The sequence below is a fragment of the Treponema sp. HNW genome, assembly GCF_050320395.1.
Taxonomy (GTDB): domain Bacteria; phylum Spirochaetota; class Spirochaetia; order Treponematales; family Treponemataceae; genus Treponema_C.
Map to the genome: position 1 here is coordinate 1,317,136 of NZ_CP144459.1, position 17,767 is coordinate 1,334,902.

At 46.4% G+C, this 17,767-nt stretch carries 10 protein-coding genes; 6 read left to right on the plus strand and 4 right to left on the minus strand.

All coding sequences use genetic code 11. From position 1 onward, the window contains the following. Positions 1-41 precede the first annotated feature (41 nt). The gene (locus tag V1L52_RS06150) at positions 42-902 is read left to right on the plus strand and encodes an Rpn family recombination-promoting nuclease/putative transposase (RefSeq protein WP_428771664.1); all 861 of its coding nucleotides are present in this window, start codon (positions 42-44) and stop codon (positions 900-902) included. A gap of 185 nt (positions 903-1,087) precedes the next feature. Here V1L52_RS06150 and fusA read toward each other — a convergent pair whose 3' ends face one another. Next, positions 1,088-3,178 carry an elongation factor G gene (gene fusA, locus V1L52_RS06155; protein ID WP_428771666.1) on the minus strand — a complete coding sequence of 697 codons (2,091 nt, stop codon included), beginning with the start codon at positions 3,176-3,178 and terminating at the stop codon, positions 1,088-1,090. Between the two features lie 242 nt (positions 3,179-3,420). Here fusA and V1L52_RS06160 point away from each other — a divergent pair, with 242 nt between their 5' ends. After that, positions 3,421-9,120 (plus strand): alpha-2-macroglobulin family protein, encoded by a 5,700-nt coding sequence (locus V1L52_RS06160; RefSeq protein WP_428771668.1) that lies wholly within the window; start codon positions 3,421-3,423, stop codon positions 9,118-9,120. Positions 9,121-9,125: 5 nt separating this feature from the next. After that, positions 9,126-11,480, plus strand: coding sequence for a penicillin-binding protein 1C (gene pbpC, locus V1L52_RS06165; protein ID WP_428771670.1), 2,355 nt, complete (start codon positions 9,126-9,128; stop codon positions 11,478-11,480). A 72-nt stretch (positions 11,481-11,552) separates the two neighbouring features. Here pbpC and deoD read toward each other — a convergent pair whose 3' ends face one another. Next, a complete protein-coding gene (gene deoD, locus V1L52_RS06170) occupies positions 11,553-12,254 on the minus strand; it encodes a purine-nucleoside phosphorylase (protein WP_428771672.1) in 702 nt (233 codons plus the stop codon). Positions 12,255-12,439: 185 nt separating this feature from the next. Here deoD and V1L52_RS06175 point away from each other — a divergent pair, with 185 nt between their 5' ends. Genes V1L52_RS06175 through V1L52_RS06185 form a run of 3 tightly spaced genes read left to right on the plus strand, consistent with a single transcriptional unit; the run spans position 12,440 to position 16,230 of the window. Beyond that, the gene (locus V1L52_RS06175) at positions 12,440-13,822 is read left to right on the plus strand and encodes a sodium-dependent transporter (RefSeq protein WP_428771674.1); all 1,383 of its coding nucleotides are present in this window, start codon (positions 12,440-12,442) and stop codon (positions 13,820-13,822) included. Positions 13,823-13,849: 27 nt separating this feature from the next. After that, positions 13,850-15,223 (plus strand): MATE family efflux transporter, encoded by a 1,374-nt coding sequence (locus V1L52_RS06180; protein WP_428771676.1) that lies wholly within the window; start codon positions 13,850-13,852, stop codon positions 15,221-15,223. Then, positions 15,220-16,230, plus strand: coding sequence for a tRNA-dihydrouridine synthase family protein (locus tag V1L52_RS06185; RefSeq protein ID WP_428771678.1), 1,011 nt, complete (start codon positions 15,220-15,222; stop codon positions 16,228-16,230). Before V1L52_RS06180 ends, V1L52_RS06185 begins: the two co-directional genes overlap by 4 nt. 40 nt (positions 16,231-16,270) lie before the next feature. Here V1L52_RS06185 and V1L52_RS06190 read toward each other — a convergent pair whose 3' ends face one another. Further along, positions 16,271-16,804, minus strand: a complete 534-nt coding sequence (locus tag V1L52_RS06190; protein WP_428771680.1) for an FmdE family protein — start codon at positions 16,802-16,804, stop codon at positions 16,271-16,273. A gap of 22 nt (positions 16,805-16,826) precedes the next feature. Further along, entirely contained in the window at positions 16,827-17,696 is an 870-nt protein-coding gene (locus V1L52_RS06195) for a MurR/RpiR family transcriptional regulator (RefSeq protein WP_428771682.1), read from the minus strand. Between the last annotated feature and the right edge of the window lie 71 nt (positions 17,697-17,767).

The following is a 17,767-nucleotide window of genomic DNA, read 5'->3' on the forward strand; positions in this document are numbered from 1 at the left end:
CGCCTATCCTGTGGTATACTTAAAACTGTGGGGAGGTGCATATGCGGAAAAGCTTTGATGATTTAACAATAGCTGACGATTATATGTTCTACCGCGTTATGGAAAATACGGATATCTGCAAGACACTTTTAAACATTGTCTTGCACGATAAAACCGACACCATTACCGACGTCCAACTCCAAAAAACGGTTGCCGATGCCGGAAATGCAAAAGGTGTACGTTTCGACGTATGGGCAAAAGACTGCAACGGTACAATCTATGACGTGGAGATGCAGGCAATCAACAAAGACGATCTTGCCCGCCGCATCCGTTATTATCAGTCCGCAATAGACGTAAGCGTGTTGGAAAAAAATCAGCCCTATGAATCCTTACCGGATTCCTTTATCATCTTTTTTTGTACCTTTGATTACATAGGTAAAGATTTACCCGTATACAGTTTCAAAACAATCTGTACTGAAGACTCAACGATACATCTTGCCGACGGCATAACGAAAATAATCATCAACAGCACGGCGGCAGAAAAAGAGGCAAGCCCTGCCCTTAAAAGTTTTTTACAGTATATGAACGGTAAGATAAGCGACGACGGCTTTATCCGAAAAATAGAACAGCGGATAAAAGAAGTAAAAGAAAGCGAGGAACTGAGGAAGGAGTATATGTTGATAAACTCATTTGAACGGGATGCCCGTAATGACGGCTGGAAATCGGGTTGGCAAGACGGAATGCAGGCGGGTATGCAAGCCGGTATAGCCCAAGGCAAAAGTGAGGGCATAGCACAAGGCTTTGCCGACGGCTCCCGTCAAACCAAGATTGAAACGGCAAAACTGATGAAACAGGCAAATTGTGAACTTGATTTTATTATACAAATATCCGGACTGTCAAAGACGGAAATTGAAAAGCTGTAGGGAACAAAGGGTCAAAAAGACAGCTGTAAATATTTTACAGAGGATTGGGGTTTCCCGAAAAGGCCGTTTTTTTTCAGATAACCCCGTTTCAAAGACTTTTTGTTTTTGCGGCCCGTACCGTAAAGCAGTGAAACCTGAGAAGCACCCGATTTTCAAACCTCCCCGGTACGGTGAATGCTGCTTTTTTAATCGTCTCCCGAAGCAACCGTGATAAACTCTTTTGCGGCGGCGATAACGTCGTCGGCAATCTTACCGCTTATCGGGTCGTAGTGGTCGAAGGAGGTTTCAAAGCTTCCGGTACCGCTGGTCATCGAACGCAAATCGATGGCGTATTTTAACAATTCGGCCTGCGGCGCCTGGGCGCGAATTTCTTCAATGCCGCCGCCTAAGGGGCTTTGTCCGAGAATACGGCCTCTCTTTCCGGATATGTCCGACATAATGTCGCCGAGGTATTTCGATTCGACCCAGACGGTGATATTCATAATCGGCTCAAGCAGGATGGGCCCTGCGGCGCGCATGGCATCGCGGAAGGCATTGCGGGCGGCGATTTTAAAGGCCATTTCCGACGAGTCTACCGGGTGCTCTTTTCCGTCCAAAACGGTAATGCTCGCGTCCACAACGGGGTAGCCGGCCAAAACGCCGTTTTCCATCGCTTCTTTTACCCCCTTTTCAACGCCGGGAATATAGCCCTTGGAGATGGCTCCGCCGAATACCGCATTCGTAAATTTATAGTTTTCGCCGCGGCCCAGGGCTTCAACCGAAAGAACGACGCGCGCATATTGGCCGTGGCCGCCGGACTGCTTTTTATGCGTGTATTCGGCTTGGGCTTTGCGCTGTACCGTTTCGCGGTAGGCTACGCGCGGCACGGCCGTATCGATATTGATTTTTGTCTGCGCTTTGATTTTATCGAGGATGATGTTGATATGAAGTTCACCCATGCCGGAAACGACGTTTTGCTTGGTTTCGGCATTGTACTTATACATAAGGGTACGGTCTTCTTCCGAAATGCGGGTAAGCATTTCGCTCATCTTGTCTTCGTCGCGCTTTTCTTTTGCCGAAACGGCCATCGAATACACGGGTTCCGGATGGCGGAGGCGTACAAAGGGCAGGGTATTCGCATCCGATGAAAGGGTGTCGCTGGTGCGCGCGGCGGCAAGTTTTACGGCAATACCTATATCACCTGCACACAGGGATTTTACTTCTTCAAGTTTTTTACCCGTACAGCGGTAGAGTTTTCCCACCTTTTCTTTTTTACCTTCGCTTATATTAAAGACTTCCGTGTCGGCGTTAAAGGTACCGGTGATAATTTTTATATAAGACAGACGGCCTGAAAACTGGTCGCTTGAAGTTTTTACGACCAGGGCACTCATCGCACCGTCCGCGCTGACCTTTACCGCCGAGGTTTGACCGTCCGCGCCGACTGCCGTTTCTATGGCTTGGGCGGGAGAAGGAACGATTTCGACGATAAAATCGAGCAGGGAGGCGAAGCCCGAATTCTGTATAGTGCTTCCCGCAAAGGAGGGAACGACACGGTTATTTTGCAGGGCAATCTTTAAGCCGCGCTCGATTTCTTCGTTTGTCAATTCACCGTCATCGATGAATTTTACCAACAGGTCGTCATCGCCTTCGGCGGCGGAACCTGCCAATACGGCGCGCGCATCTTCATATGCGCTGCGGTATTCTTCGGGAATATCGGTTACGGTCTCTTTTTGTCCCGCGGCGGGAACCGTATAGGCTTTTCCGTGCAGTACGTCTATAACGCCCTTATAAGAGGCTCCCTTACCCATAGGAATCGTAACGGGACATACTTCCGCTTTAAACTTTTCGCGTATGTCTTTTAAAACCGCATCTATATCGGTTCTGTCTTCTTCACAGCGGTTGATAAAAATCATACGCGGCTTATTGCGCCGGTCAAGGTCGCGCCACAGTTTTATGGTTTCTATTTGCGCACCGCTTCTTCCGTCAATCAGTATGAGGGCGCTTTCGGTGGAACGGAAGGCGGAAATAACTTCGCCTGCAAAGTCCGAAGAACCGGGCGTATCCCACATATTTATATTTACATCTTTCCGCGTTATATGGGCAAGAGAAGCATAGATGGAGATTTTCCGTTCTATTTCTTCGGCCGAATTATCGCTGACCGTTTTTCCCGATTCAACGCTTTCGGGTTTTGCAAGAACGCCGCCTGCAAACAATAAGCGGTCAAACAGGGTGGTTTTACCGGTTTGTCCGTGTCCTGCAAGAGTAATGTTTCTGATTTGTTCTGTTTTGAAATCCATTAAAGGCTCCTCCTGAACGGCAGCATCGTGCAGCAACACAAACTTCCGTTCCTATATCTTTTTATCTTTATATGATACGGTGAGAAAAAGGATATTGTCAAGTCAAAAAGATTATTTTTACTGGACAAAGCGAAAAAGAAGAAGTATTATGAATCCGGGCGGCTGTCTAAAAATACGCGGTTTTGCGGAATTCCGCATTTGCTTTGTCGCTGTTTTCTGCTCCCGGCCTTGAGGAGGCATATATGAACGAAAAAGTAAAAACCGTTTTGACGCGGATTTTCGGACACTACGAGCCGGCGGATTGGATGCGCACCGGTGCTTCCGTGTTAAAAAAAATCATCAAACCCGTTTTTAAGATTGTACTGGTATTGGCGGCTTTGTGCGTACTGGGACTTATTGCCCTTTTAGTGACGGTTTTTATAGAAGCAAAGCGCCCGGTTAATATGGAGCTTGATTATCAGGTGTATACTCCGATTGTATCCGAAAATGCCCGTGCCCCGCTTACGATTTTGTTTTCGGGCTCGGCTGTAAAGCTTGAAGATGCGGATGCGGAAGTTGTAGAGAATATAGAAATAAAACCGGCTTTAAAAGGAAGCTGGAAATGGGACGGAGAAGACACCCTTGTATTTATTCCCGAATCTCCGTGGCCGCTCGGCACCAAATATCAGGTTGTGTTTTCAAAAAAACTGTTTCCCTCTCATATAAATGTCAGACCTCTTTCCCTTAAATTTACAACCGAAGAGTTGGATGTACGTATTGAGAATGCGGATTTCGTCATCGATGACGTAAATCCCGATAAAAAATATATTGAATTTACAATTACTTCCAATTTTCCGATGGATACGGAGGATTTGCGGAGCAAAATAAGCTTGGTGCCTGATATGCAAAATCCTAAAAACGGCACCTTTGTTAAAAAAAATTATCAGGTTACCCTCTCCTATAATGAAGATAAAACCGCCGCCTATGCGATCAGCGAAACGCTCGGAGTTCCCGCAACCGACGTGGGGGTGTTTATAAAGCTTGCAAAGGGAGTAAAAACCGTTCGGGGCGATTCAACGGGAAAGGCGGCGGAATCCTATGTAACCGTACCCGGAGCTTCAAGTTTTGTACGAATCGATAATGCCGAAATAGCGGCGGTAAAAAACGAAACACAGGAATATGAGCGGGTGCTTTCCGTTTTTTCGACGGCTAAAATAAGTGCCTCGGACCTTGCACAAATGACCGAGGTCTATGTGCTTCCGAAAGATAAACCTGCAGAACCGGGACAAAGGGCTGAGAAAAATCTTGCATGGGATAAGGTTTCTCCCAATATTATTACCGCAGCGGTACTCAAAGATGCAAAGAGGGTTACTCTGAATGCACTGCCGGCCGAAAACGAATATCAAAATTTTCAAAGTTACCGATTGGATGTTCCTGCAGACTCGTATGTATATGTGTATATACAAAAAGGTACCAAATTCTACGGAGGTTACCGTCTCAGCGAAGATTATCAAACGGTTCAGCGTATCAAGCCCTTTCCGAAAGAAGTACGCATACTTTCGGAGGGAGCATTGATTTCCGCACAGGGAAGCCGTAAAATCCCCGTTTTGACGCGCGGTGTAGACAGTATTAAGTACACCTTGTGGCGTATGAAGCCGGATGAGATAAATCACATTATCTCCATGTCGAACGGCAATATGAAAGATTTTGAATTCGGCGCCTCATGGCTTTTCAACGAGGATAATGTAAGCGAAGTATATACGTCGACCCAATCGGTTTTTGCAGGCGACGGCAATAAAATACGGTATGCCCGGTTTGATTTTTCCGATTATTTAAATACGATTCCCGATAAAAATCTGCGCGCCGGATTGTTTTTGCTGCGTGTTTCGAGTGCGGAACAAAATTCCCGCCTCTATGATAAACGGCTTGTTTTGGTTACCGATCAGGCCCTGATTATCAAAAAAAATACCGGCAAAGAACGCGATGTATTTGTACAATCTATTTCGACCGGCTCTCCGGTTGCAGGTTCAACCGTCAGACTGATTGCCTTAAACGGCAATACGCTTTTTGCGGGAACAACCGATTCTTCGGGACATGTACGCGTACCTTATTTTAAATATGAAGATACGAATCTTGAACCGGTCGGTTTTACCGCCTCTTACGGAAACGATTTTACCTTTATGCCTTACCATGCACGGGGACGGATGCTTGATTATTCCGATTTTGATGTCGGCGGCTTATACGGTGTTCAGGATCCGGAAAAACTGCAAGCCTATTTATTCAGCGACCGCGGTATATACAGACCGGGCGATGAGATAAAAATCGGTATGATAGTAAAGGCCGGAAATTGGAACAAAAGCACGGCGGGTCTGCCCTTTGCCTGTACGGTAACCGATCCGAACGGAAATGAAATATACGATACCGAATTTGCCTTAAGCCGCGAATCATTTGAAGAGATAGCGTTTTCCACCCGCGATTATTCTCCGACGGGTTTATACAATATTTCCGTATATTTGAAAAAACACGATGCCGAAAATCGCCTTAAAAGACTGCACATTGCAAGTCAAACGGTTAAGGTGGAAGAGTTTCTTCCCGATACGCTGAATATTACAACCGCTTTTTCGCCGCTTCCCTCACAAGGGTGGATACGTCCGGAAAAGTTAAGTGCGGTGGTAAAACTTAACAATTTATTCGGAACGCCGGCGGCGGGCAATACCGTAAAAGCCGATATAACCCTAAGCCCCGGTTATACGGTGCCCGAAAAATATCGGGACTATGTGTTCTCCGATCCCTACAAAACAAAGGATTCTTTTGATTTTCCCCTTGCCGATAAGGTAACGGACGAAAAAGGTGTTGCGGAATTTGCGATAGATACGGAAAAGTTTGCACATGCTTCATACCGTTTAACCTTTAGCGCTTCGGGTTTGGAAAAGGCGGGAGGAAGAGCCGTTACGGGAATGTCGTCGGTGTACGTTTCTCCCTTGGAATATCTTATAGGGGCAAAGGCGGACGGGGATTTATCCTATATACGCAAAGATTCAAAGCGCCTGATAAAATTTATTGCCGTCGGTCCCGATCTTGCCAAATGCGCGGTTGAACATGCCGAACTTTCGATTACGGAAAAAAAATACGTATCGGTCCTTGTAAAACAGCCCAACGGTGTGTATAAATACCAATCCGTTAAAAAGGAATTTCCCGTAGAAAGCCGCATAATTTCCATTCCGGCACGGGGTTTGGATTACGAACTTCCCGTTTCCGCCGAGGGCGATTTTATTTTATCGCTGAAAAATAAGGACGGCATTGAATTCAATTCCATTGAATTTTCGGTTATAGGTGAAAAAAACGTAGAGAGAAGTCTTTCGAGAACCGCCGAATTGGAATTAAAACTGCAAAAATCCGACTTACGGCAGGGAGAAACGGCGCAGTTATTTATAAAAGCTCCCTACGCGGGAAGCGGTCTTATAACCGTCGAGCGCGATAAGGTGTATACGTATAAGTGGTTTAAATCGAGCGGGCTTTCTTCGCTGCAAAGCATCGATATTCCCTACGGTTTGGAAGGAAACGGCTACATAACGGTTATGTACACCCGTGCCTACGATTCCCCCGAAATTTATATGAGTCCCTTTTGCTATGCCGCCGCTCCTTTTTCCGTCAATTTGGATAACCGCACAAATAAAATCGATCTTGACGTGCCTGAGCGCATAAAACCGGGAGAGGATTATACGATTACCTATTCGTCCTCAAAACCGGGAAAAATCGTTATTATGGCGGTGGATGAAGGCATTTTGCAGGTTGCGCGTTATAAGATGCCCGACCCGCTGTCGTTTTTCTTTCAAAAACGGGCTCTGGAAGTTTCCACCGCCCAGCTTGCGGATTTGATTCTTCCCGAATTCAATATTCTTAAAACATTGGCTGCGGCGGGAGGCGGCGGCGACTACGAGGATATGCTGGCGCGCAGGCTCAATCCCTTTAAGCGAAAACGGAATGTTCCCGCTGCGTATTGGTCGGGCATCATGGATACGGACGGTTCAAAGCGTTCCGTGGTGTACCGCGTTCCCGACTATTTTAACGGAAGGCTTCGCGTTATGGCCGTTGCCGTTTCCGATGATTCCGTCGGTACCGCGCAAAGGTCTACGGAAGTGCAGGATACCTATATCATCATGCCCAATGCGCCGGTTTTTGCCTCGCCCAAAGACCGCTTTACCCTTAGCGCATCGGTTACGAATAATGATAGGGGAAGCGGTCCCGATGCTTCTCTTACACTTACTGCCGAAACGAAGGGAGGCATTAAGCTCCTGTCCGATGCGGTACAAAAAATTACCGTCCCCGAAGGAAAAGACGTAACGGTTACTTACGAGGCCGAAGCGCAGGATATTCTCGGTAATGCGGATATAGTTCTGACCGCGTCAAACGGGAAAAAATCTTCGCAAATTACCTCATCGGTAAGTATACGCCCGTCAATGCCCTATCAGGTACGGCTTACCTCCGGTTCGGTACGGAAAGACGAAACAAAGAAAAAAGAAATAGATGTAAAATATGATGTATACGATGAATTCGCTTCGCGCGAAGTGCATCTTTCATATGTGCCCCTGGGCATTGCAAAGGGCTTATACCTGTATCTTGAAAAATATCCTTACGGCTGTTCCGAACAGATTACAAGCGCCGCCTATCCGTATCTGTTTCCCGATATATTAAAAGAAACGGGAAAAGCGCGCAATGAAGCCGAAGAAGCGGTCAACAACGTCGTTTCGATGCTGCAGTCGCGGCAAAAAGCCGACGGCACCATAGGTTATTGGACGTATAAGTCGGACTCGTATCCGGAATTGGATGCGTATTACGCACTGTTTTTAACCGAGGCGCGCAGCAAAGGCTTTTATGTTCCCGATTCTTTTATGAACCGTCTTCTGAGCGCATTGGAAAATCATGCGCAAAATGAAGGGATATCGGTTTATGCACGGGCGTTTTCCATCTTCGTTCTTACAAAAAACGACGCGGTAACGGCATCCTATGTTGAAAAATTAAAAAAAGAAGCGGATAAGGACGATAAGATGTCGGTTGCGGGAATGTATCTTGCCGCCTCCTATAAGATGATGCAAATGGATAAAGAGGGCGAAAAAATACTGGCAAGGGTAAAGCGGGGGGCAAAACGCTCGGATACGGTGTACCGGTTTGAAGATGAGCTGTATTTTCAGAGTGCATACTTGTATTTGCTTTCCGCCTATTATCCCGAACACTTGAGCGCCGTGTCGGATGAGCTTCTTTTGAACATCGAAAAACATATCGCACACAGACGCTATGCGTCGTTTTCATCCGCCTTTGCCCTGCTTGCAATTCAAAGCTTTATCGATGCCGTGCCTTCGTCGGCGGACGGACATTTTGTCTTAACCGAACAGTTCAATAAAAATTCTTCTCAGCTGCTTACACCCGAAGGTTCTCCGATTTTTTCGGCACGGTTCAGTCCCAAGGCGGAAAAACTCGTGATTGAAAATACCGAAAAGCGCGATTTGTTTTATCAAACCGTACAAGCAGGATTTTTAAAGCGTATCCCTGAAAAGGCGGAAAAAGAAGGAATTGAAGTCTATAAGGAATTCCTGAACGGTACAAAGCCTTCCGACCGCTTTTCTTTGGGGGATGAAATTACCGTAAAAATACGGGTGCGTTCAACGGGCAGACAAAGCGTTCATAATGTCGCCCTTACGGACATGCTTCCTGCAGGTTTTGAAGCGGATATTGAATCGATACGCTCCGGTTCGGGAGAATGGATGCCCGATTATATCGATATACGCGAAGACCGTATCGTCTTTTTCGGCACCTTTACCGAAAAGATGCAAACCTTTATGTACAAGGCGCGTGCGGTTACAAACGGAACCTTTACCGTTCCGCCCCTGTATGCCGAAGCGATGTATGATACAAGCGTACGGGCACTTGTTCCGATGGATACGGTAAAACTGGAGAAAAAATAAGGTGTATGCGTTTTTTGCGCCGAAAAAAAATAATTATCCTTTTACTTGTTGTATGCGCCGCGCTGATTGTTTTTTTTATCGACTTTAATACTGCGCGTTCCCGAGGAATTTTATACGGTACGGATTTTTCAGGCGCTTACAGCGACAAAAACGGAATCCTGTTAAAGGTGTATCCTACGGATGATGAATCCTACCGTATTTATAAGAGCGTTTCGGAGTATCCGCCCGATTTTTTGGAAGCCCTTCTTTTGCAGGAAGATAAGCGTTTTTTTTTACATCACGGAGTCAATCCCGTCTCTTTGATACGTGCCGGCTGGGAAACCTATGTAAAACGCTCAAAGCGGGTCGGGGCTTCTACTATAACCATGCAGACGGCGAAACTGAAATACAAGCTGTATACCAAAAATCCCGCAGGTAAGCTTATACAAATTATTCTTGCGCTGCGCCTGGAACTGTTATTTTCAAAACAGGAAATTCTGGATGCCTATGTAAATCTTGCGCCCTGCGGAAAAAACATAGAAGGTTTTGAAGCCGCTTCCCGGTATTTTTTTGCACAACCGATAGAAAAAACGGATTTTTCCCAGCGTCTTATGCTGTGCGTGCTTCCGCAGGATCCCGTACGCAGATGTCCGCGCCCCGATGCGGTTCCCGGCGAGCTTATGGCGGCCAGACTGCGTCTGTTTGACCGCTGGGTTAGGGAACATCCCGAGTACGAAGAATCGAGGGCTTTTATGCAAAACCGGCCGCGCTTACACTGTGCGTTTCCCGAAAAGGCCCTGCATTTTACGCGTATGCTTGAATCTTCTTCAAAGATACAAAAGGGACAAAGGCGTACCGTTTTGCGTACTTCCGTCGATATGCGGCTTCAGAATATAACCGAGCAAACCTTACAGCTCTATGTGCGGCAAAAGCAGGGGATAGGCATAACCAATGCGGCCGCATTATTGATAGATTGGGAAACAATGGAAACCCGTGCTGCCGCAGGTTCTGCAGGTTTTTATAATAATGCGATACTCGGTCAAATCGATGCGAATATTTCCAAAAGATCCCCGGGTTCCCTGCTTAAACCCTTTATTTATGCCCTTGCCCTCGATCAGGGACTGATTCATTACGGCACCATGCTCAAAGACACGCCGTCGGCTTTCAGTGAATATATGCCCGATAACTACGGCAATACTTTTAAAGGACCGCTTAAGGCATGGAATGCTTTGACGCAAAGCCGCAACATTCCCGCGGTGGAATTGGCCCGCAAAATTCATAAACCCGATTTGTATGATTTACTGGTTTTAGCCGGAGTTTCGGGCTTAAAGCATAAAGACAGCTACGGCTTGTCAATCGTATTGGGAAGTGCCGATTTGAGTCCCTTTGAACTTGCGGGGCTCTATGCGGCTTTGAAAAACGGAGGTCTCCAATATCCGATACAAACCGTAACGGTTAAGCAGGGAAGGGCGGGACAAGCGGAGGCAAGGCGTCTTTTTTCCGAGGAGGCGGCATTTATCGTATGCAAAATGCTTGAACAAAATCCCCCGCCCGAAGATATGCAGTCTTCGGATTTTGCCGGTATGCGGATAGGATATAAAACGGGAACTTCAATAGGCTTTAAGGATTGCTGGACCGTCGGCTTTTTCGGGCAATATGTGTTGTGCATTTGGGTGGGTAATTTCGACGGCACGGGCAATAATGCGTTTTTGGGCAGAACCGCCGCCGCTCCGCTTTTTTTTAATATAGCAGGCAGGATTCACAGTGCGGGCTTTTGCCGAAACGTTACCGACTACATACCTGAAAATGTAAAACAAACAGATGTATGTGCCGTTTCGGGCGCTCTTCCCAACGGCGACTGTCCCGATACCGAAAAAGCATGGTTTATTCCCGGCGTATCGCCGATTACAAAATGCCGCATTCACCGTACCGTTACCGTCGATACGAGAACCGGTTACCGAACCGATGAACGGGATAAAAGCTATTGCAAAACCCTTGTGCGGGAATTTTGGCCGAGCGATTTGATGAAGCTGTTTGCCGAAGCGGGACTGCCCCGGCTGGTACCGCCCGATTATCCGGACACAAACAAAAAGAGCGGTATCAAGGGGCCGGGCTTTCCTCCGGAAATCGTATCGCCGCTTAAAAATACCGTATATGTTTTCCGCTCCGGTACGCCCGAAAAAAATGTTTTAATTTTGAATGCGGTTGCGGATGCCGATACGCCGGAATTGTTTTGGTTTGCAGGCAGTTCCTTTATCGCCCGCTGTGTTCCGTCCGAACCGTATGAGTGGAAACCGCTTCCGGGCGTTTACGAACTGAGCGTTACCGACCGCAGGGGGAGAAGCGATTCAATACAGGTTAATATTCAAGGTGCGGATTAAAGACTTCGAGCGTACACCGCCCGTGTTTGAAAAAAAGGCTGCCGTGTAAGGCGGTTCGGCAGCCCCCTTGCTTTATGCGATAGCCGTATCCAGGGCGATTTCCATCATTTGTTTGAAAGTTAATTGACGGTCTTCGGCTGATGTGCTTTCTCCGGTTGCAATGTGATCCGAAACGGTTAAAATTGCCAAAGCTTTTCGCTCGAATTTTGCGGCGAGGGTATATAACTCGGCCGCTTCCATTTCAATGCCCAAAACACCGTACTGGGCCCAGAGTTTCCAATTGCTGTTTTCGTCGTAAAACAAATCGCTTGAAGCAACCGTTCCTACATGATGGGGAATCTTTTTTGCCAAAGCCGCAGTCCGCGCTTTTTCAAGCAAGTCAAAATCCGCGGTCGGGGCAAAATGCAGGGAGCCGAAACGCTGAGTCATAAGGGCCGAGTCCGTACAGGCTGCGGCTGCAAGAATAACATCGCGCACCTTTGTGTTTTTATGAACGGCACCGCAGGTACCCACCCGTATGGCCGTTTGCACTCCGTAAAATAAAAACAGTTCATTTACATAAATGGATAAAGAGGGCTGTCCCATTCCCGTTCCCTGTACGGATATGAGTTTACCCTTATAGGTACCCGTATAGCCGAGCATCCCGCGTACTTCATTGTAACATTCGGTATTTTCCAAAAAGGTTTCCGCTATAAATTTAGCCCGAAGCGGATCTCCGGGTAATAAAACCGTTTGTGCAATTTGACCTTCTTTTGCACCGATGTGTGTACTCATTCATACCTCCGATAACATTCACCCAGTATATCAAAAAACGAAAAAAAATGTAAGTACAAGAGGCGGCATCGGCTAAACGCTTTTGAATAAAATCCGTATTTACATATAGACGTAAAATCCTGTATACTGTTTCCGTATTTTCGGCTTATTATAAGGTCTGAGCCGTTATCAGGAGACTCGGTGTTATGGACAAAAAGGTACAAAGAGAAACACTGGCAAGCAGACTGGGCTTTTTATTTTTATCGGCCGGCTGCGCAATCGGTTTGGGAAACGTGTGGCGTTTTCCTTATATTACAGGCGTATACGGAGGCGGAGCCTTTGTACTGCTGTATTTGATTTTTTTGATTATACTCGGCCTTCCCGTTATTATTATGGAATTTGCCGTCGGACGTGCGGCCAGACAAAATGTTGCGGGAGCCTTTTATAAACTTGAAAAACCCGGCACAAAATGGCATATCTTCGGCTACATTGCCATAGCGGGCAATTATTTATTAATGATGTTTTATACGACGGTAGCAGGCTGGATGCTTTACTATTTTTTTGCAATGGTAAAGGGCAATTTAAGCGGTCTTAGCCCTGAACAAACGGGGGCCTTTTTCGGTGCAATGCTCGGAAAACCCGATTTAATGATTACCTGGATGCTTATCACCGTTACTCTGGGCTTTATTATCTGTGCCGGCGGGCTGCGCAACGGGGTAGAGCGGGTTGCAAAAATCATGATGTCTTTTTTATTTGTGATTATGCTTGTCCTTGCGGTGCGTTCGGTAACCCTTCCCGGAGCTTCAAAGGGGATTGCTTTTTATCTTAAACCCGATTTTAACCGCATGATGGAAAACGGCTTTTGGAGCGCCGTGTATGCCGCTATGGGCCAGGCTTTTTTTACTTTGAGTCTGGGTATCGGTGCAATGACCATATTCGGAAGCTATATCGAAAAAGAGCGCAGTTTAACCGGCGAATCTTTAAGCATACTCGGTCTTGACACCCTTGCGGCCTTTATGGCCGGTCTTATCATTTTCCCCGCAAGTGCCGCCTTCGGTGTGGATGCCGGAGCCGGTCCCGGTCTTGTATTCGTTACCCTGCCGAATATCTTTAATGCGCTTCCCGCGGGAAGATTTTGGGGCAGTTTATTTTTCCTCTTTATGAGCTTTGCCGCCATGACCACGGTTATTGCCGTTTTCGAAAACATCGTTTCTTATGCAATCGATATACTGCATTGGAGCCGTACAAAGGCCGTTATTATAAACGCCCTTATTATTGCGGTGCTTTCAATTCCCTGTGCATTGGGCTTTAACGTTCTTTCGTGGATTCAGCCCCTCGGACCGGGAAGCGGTATTTTGGATTTGGAAGACTTTATCGTCAGTAATAACCTGCTTCCCTTGGGGTCAATGGTGTTTTTGATTTTTTGCTGCAGCAAAAGAGGCTGGGGCTGGGATAATTTTATCGCCGAAGCCGATGCCGGAGAAGGCATCCGCTTTCCCGGTAAACTGCGTTTTTATATTACGTGGATTTTGCCGGCAATCGTTTTTGCAATCTTTATTCTCGGGTATATAGAAAAATTCGGAAAATGACTTAGCCGGAAAGTGTAGGGAAGTATAATGCGGACGGCGGTACAAAAAAATATCGATTTTACCGAAGGGGCGCTTCGAAAAAAACTGGTGATTTTTGTACTGCCCATACTTGCCGGTACCGTTTTGCAGCAGCTTTACGTTACCGCCGATGCCGTCATTATAGGAAAATATACGGGAAAAATCGGTTTGGCCGCTATAGATTCCGTATATGCCCTGTTACGGCTTCCCGTATTGTTTTTTGCCGGCATTTCCGCCGGCGCTTCCATTCTGGTTTCCTATTCCTACGGAGCAAAAGACTTTAAAAAACTCGATAATGCCGTTCATACGGCGGTTTTATTTGCTCTTGCAGGGGGAACCGTTTTATCGGCGGCGGGTATTCTCTGCGCTCCTTATATTTTACATCTTATTGCGGTTCCTTCCGAAATTTACGATTACGCTTTGTCATACGTACACATATATTTTGCGGGTTTTGTGTTTATGATGTTGTACAACATTGCTGCAGGAATACTTCGTGCATTGGGCGATTCAAAAACACCCCTGTACATTTTAATAATATCCTGCTTTGTAAATATCGCTTTGGATATACTCTTTATAGGGCATTTTAAATGGAGCACCGCGGGAGCCGCCCTTGCAACTTCAATAGCCCAATGTATAAGCGCGGTTTTTGCCCTTGCCGCATTGATATGCTCGAAAACCGAGGGCAGACTGTATCCGAAAAAACTGCGTTTTCACGCCGAAGCGTTCAAGCGTATTCTTATAACCGGCGTTCCGATAGGGATTCAATCTGCATTTTATCCTATAGCAAACATACTTATTCAATCGGGCATAAACGCTTCGGGCACCGACAATATAGCGGCATGGGCACTGTGCGGAAAGCTTGATTTTTTAATATGGTTTTCAGTCGGAGCGGTTGCCGACGGGGTTTCCGTGTGTGCGGCCCAAAATTACGGTGCGGGAAAAATCGGCCGGGTTAAAACGGGTACCCTGTTCGGTGTTGCGGTCGGCACCCTTACCGTGCTGATTATCAGCACCCTGTTGTATTTGTACAGCGGTACTTTTGCAAAGCTGTTTATAAGTGCAAACGACTATGATGTGATTGCCGTTACCGTGCGCATAATGCATTTTATAGCTCCCTTTTACGTTTTTTACGTATTCGGCGATTTATTTTCCGCTTCAATAAGAGGCTCGGGAAAAACCTTTGCCGCAATGCTTGTATCTCTGCTTACAATATGCGGTTCGCGGGTTGTATGGATGTTGTATATCAGGGCTTCAGGCGGCGGTTTTACGGATATTTTGATATGCTATCCTTTATCGTGGATTTTACATTCGATTGCCTTTACGGTATATTATCTTAAAAAGACGGGGTTTCAAAAATCCTGTGCTGCGGACACCGATATATGATAAAACTTTTATCCGCTCCCATGGCCGCAATAACTCACGAAGCCTTCCGGCGCACGATAGCTCGTTTCGGAGGCTGTGATGAATACTATACCGAAATGATTCACGCCGCCTCTTTTATAAACGGCGGGCCTTATGAGTCGTATTACTCAAACTGCGGGCCCGAGCCGCATAAAATCGTATGGCAGCTTACCGGTTCCGATACCGATAAACTCGTGCGCTGTGCCGCCCTTCTTTTCGAACATCCCGATGCTTCGTCGGTAATCGGTATCGATATGAATATGGGCTGTCCCGCCCCGGAGATTTACCGTCAGGGGGCCGGTATTGCATGGATGAGTAAACCGCTTGCCGAAGTCGAAAAAACGGTAAAGGCGTTACGGAGAGTCTGCGGCACAAAACGGTTGAGCATAAAAATCAGGCTCGGCGAAGAAGATTTTACGGAAAAAGGCCTTTCGGATTTTGCCGATATGCTCTGTTCGGCAGGAGCCGAGCGCATAACCTTGCATCCCCGCACGCGAAAAGAAAGCTATTCGCGCCCGCTTCGAAAAAAATACGTGCAGCTTGTAGCAGAAGCGATTAATGCGCGTTATCCCGATGTTTCCGTTGCGGGAAACGGCGCTATAGACGGCTCTAAGGCCTTGGCGGATTTTGCCGCGCTTTGTCCGGCGGCCGATTCCTTTATGATAGGGCGGAGCGCCGTTCAAAAGCCGTGGATTTTTGCGCTTTTAAAGGGAATTTCGGCGGAAAAAGGGCAGGGACAAATCGATTTGCAGAGACAAATCGACTTATTAAAAATTGCGGAGGATTTTATCGCCGATTTGGAAGCATGTCAGCCCGAAGATTTTCGGAAAACGCGCGCACAGCGTTTTTTTGCCTATTATTGCGACAATTTTCAGTTTGCCCATTATATAAAATCGCAAGTGCTGCAACAAAAAAATCACCGTGCGATGCTTGAACGTTTTACCCGGTACTTTGAAGAAATGCCGGATGAGCGTATACTGCACATATGATATCCCGGCTTAATCGCAGCCGATTATAATGCAAAGCGGATTATACCGCAAAACGGCTGTACTCTTTGAGACAGTCGATGCACACGTGTTTTCCGTTTTGTACGCGAATGTATGTTTCGGCAGCTGTTTCCCCGCATTCTTCACATTCCGCCGAATTGAATAAGCGTGCCGGTTCGGGAAGTTCTATGCGCACGGGTTTTATGTCGAACATATCTTCGCTTTTGCATGTTTGAAAATAGGCAAAGGCTTCTTCTTTACTCATATTTTTCGGCCGCTTTTTTAATACAAGCCGTACCGATTTTCCGTTTTTACGGTTGTAAAACGAAAACGCCTGTTTGCCCGTCATATGAAACAAGAGATTGCCCTTACCGGCGGTGCAGCCGAGCATAACCTGAATTGCATCCACTCCGCATGCATCGTTTTCGCATATACATACGGTTTCTTCGTCTTCCGAAAAAGTTAAGTCGAGCAGTTTGATTGCGTACAATGCCGCCTTATAGCCGATAGTCAGGCCTCCGCATACGTGGCCGTGAAAGGCTGCGCATTTATCCCACAGTTCTTTTTCATCAATCATGGATATACTCCCCGATTCCGATTTACACCTTCCGTTTATGCTTAAAGCAGGATTGATAACTTTGTTCAAGATGTGTGCGCACATGGTTATAATTTTGGTGTGCAATCGTACTGAATAAAATATCGATAACGGTCAGCTGGGCGATGCGGCTGCTCATGGCTCCGCTTCGTTTATAAATTTCGGGCGCACTTGTGTGAAGAATGATATCCGCCCTGTTTAAAGGATTTTTTTTTGAGAATTTTGTAACGGCAATGCTTGCGGCGCGTCGTTTTTTTATCGAATGGAGCATTTCGACAATTTCGGTAGTGGTACCCGAATGAGAAATAATAACCGCCGCATCCGTGTTCGATATGTTTGCCGCATAACTTAACTGCATATGGCTGTCCGCGCAAAAGCATGCGTTTTTTCCGATACGCAAAAGCTTGTAATAAAAATCTTCGGCTACGAGGGCAGATGCGGAAATGCCGAATAATTTAACGCAGTGTGCATTCATAATGATTTGAGCGGCCCGCTTCATATCTTCATTATCAATGAGTTTTACCGTATCCGTAACGGCACGAATACCGCTTTGCATAACATTTGAACTGATTTCTTCAACGCTTTTATAACCGCTTATATCGCTGTATTCCGTGTAGCTTTCGCCCGTATCTTCGGAGGCGGCGGTTTGTACTTGGGAAAAAAAGCTTTTTTTCAAATCCTTTAAACCTTTAAATCCGAGGCTTTTACAAAACCGTACCCAAGCCGCTTGTGTCGTATTTGATTCCTTTGCCAAAACCGCAATGGGTTTGTCGAAAATACTGTTTGTATTATTTAAAAAATAACGGGCCGCATTTTTTTCGGCATTGCTTAATTGTTCAAATCCGTTTTGTATTTTTATTTCTATATTTGTCATATCTTCTCCGTTATAAAATTATGCTGTCTAACGGCCTTATTGTCAAGAAAAACGTATCTAAAAAAAGAGTT

What these genes read in the sequence shown, in the direction of transcription:
- deoD (WP_428771672.1), bottom strand. Translation starts at nt 12,254, where the DNA reads ATGAGTACACACATCGGTGCAAAAGAAGGTCAAATTGCACAAACGGTT.
- V1L52_RS06180 (WP_428771676.1), top strand. Translation starts at nt 13,850, where the DNA reads ATGCGGACGGCGGTACAAAAAAATATCGATTTTACCGAAGGGGCGCTT.
- V1L52_RS06195 (WP_428771682.1), bottom strand. Translation starts at nt 17,696, where the DNA reads ATGACAAATATAGAAATAAAAATACAAAACGGATTTGAACAATTAAGC.
- fusA (WP_428771666.1), bottom strand. Translation starts at nt 3,178, where the DNA reads ATGGATTTCAAAACAGAACAAATCAGAAACATTACTCTTGCAGGACAC.
- V1L52_RS06175 (WP_428771674.1), top strand. Translation starts at nt 12,440, where the DNA reads ATGGACAAAAAGGTACAAAGAGAAACACTGGCAAGCAGACTGGGCTTT.
- V1L52_RS06160 (WP_428771668.1), top strand. Translation starts at nt 3,421, where the DNA reads ATGAACGAAAAAGTAAAAACCGTTTTGACGCGGATTTTCGGACACTAC.
- V1L52_RS06190 (WP_428771680.1), bottom strand. Translation starts at nt 16,804, where the DNA reads ATGATTGATGAAAAAGAACTGTGGGATAAATGCGCAGCCTTTCACGGC.
- V1L52_RS06150 (WP_428771664.1), top strand. Translation starts at nt 42, where the DNA reads ATGCGGAAAAGCTTTGATGATTTAACAATAGCTGACGATTATATGTTC.
- pbpC (WP_428771670.1), top strand. Translation starts at nt 9,126, where the DNA reads ATGCGTTTTTTGCGCCGAAAAAAAATAATTATCCTTTTACTTGTTGTA.
- V1L52_RS06185 (WP_428771678.1), top strand. Translation starts at nt 15,220, where the DNA reads ATGATAAAACTTTTATCCGCTCCCATGGCCGCAATAACTCACGAAGCC.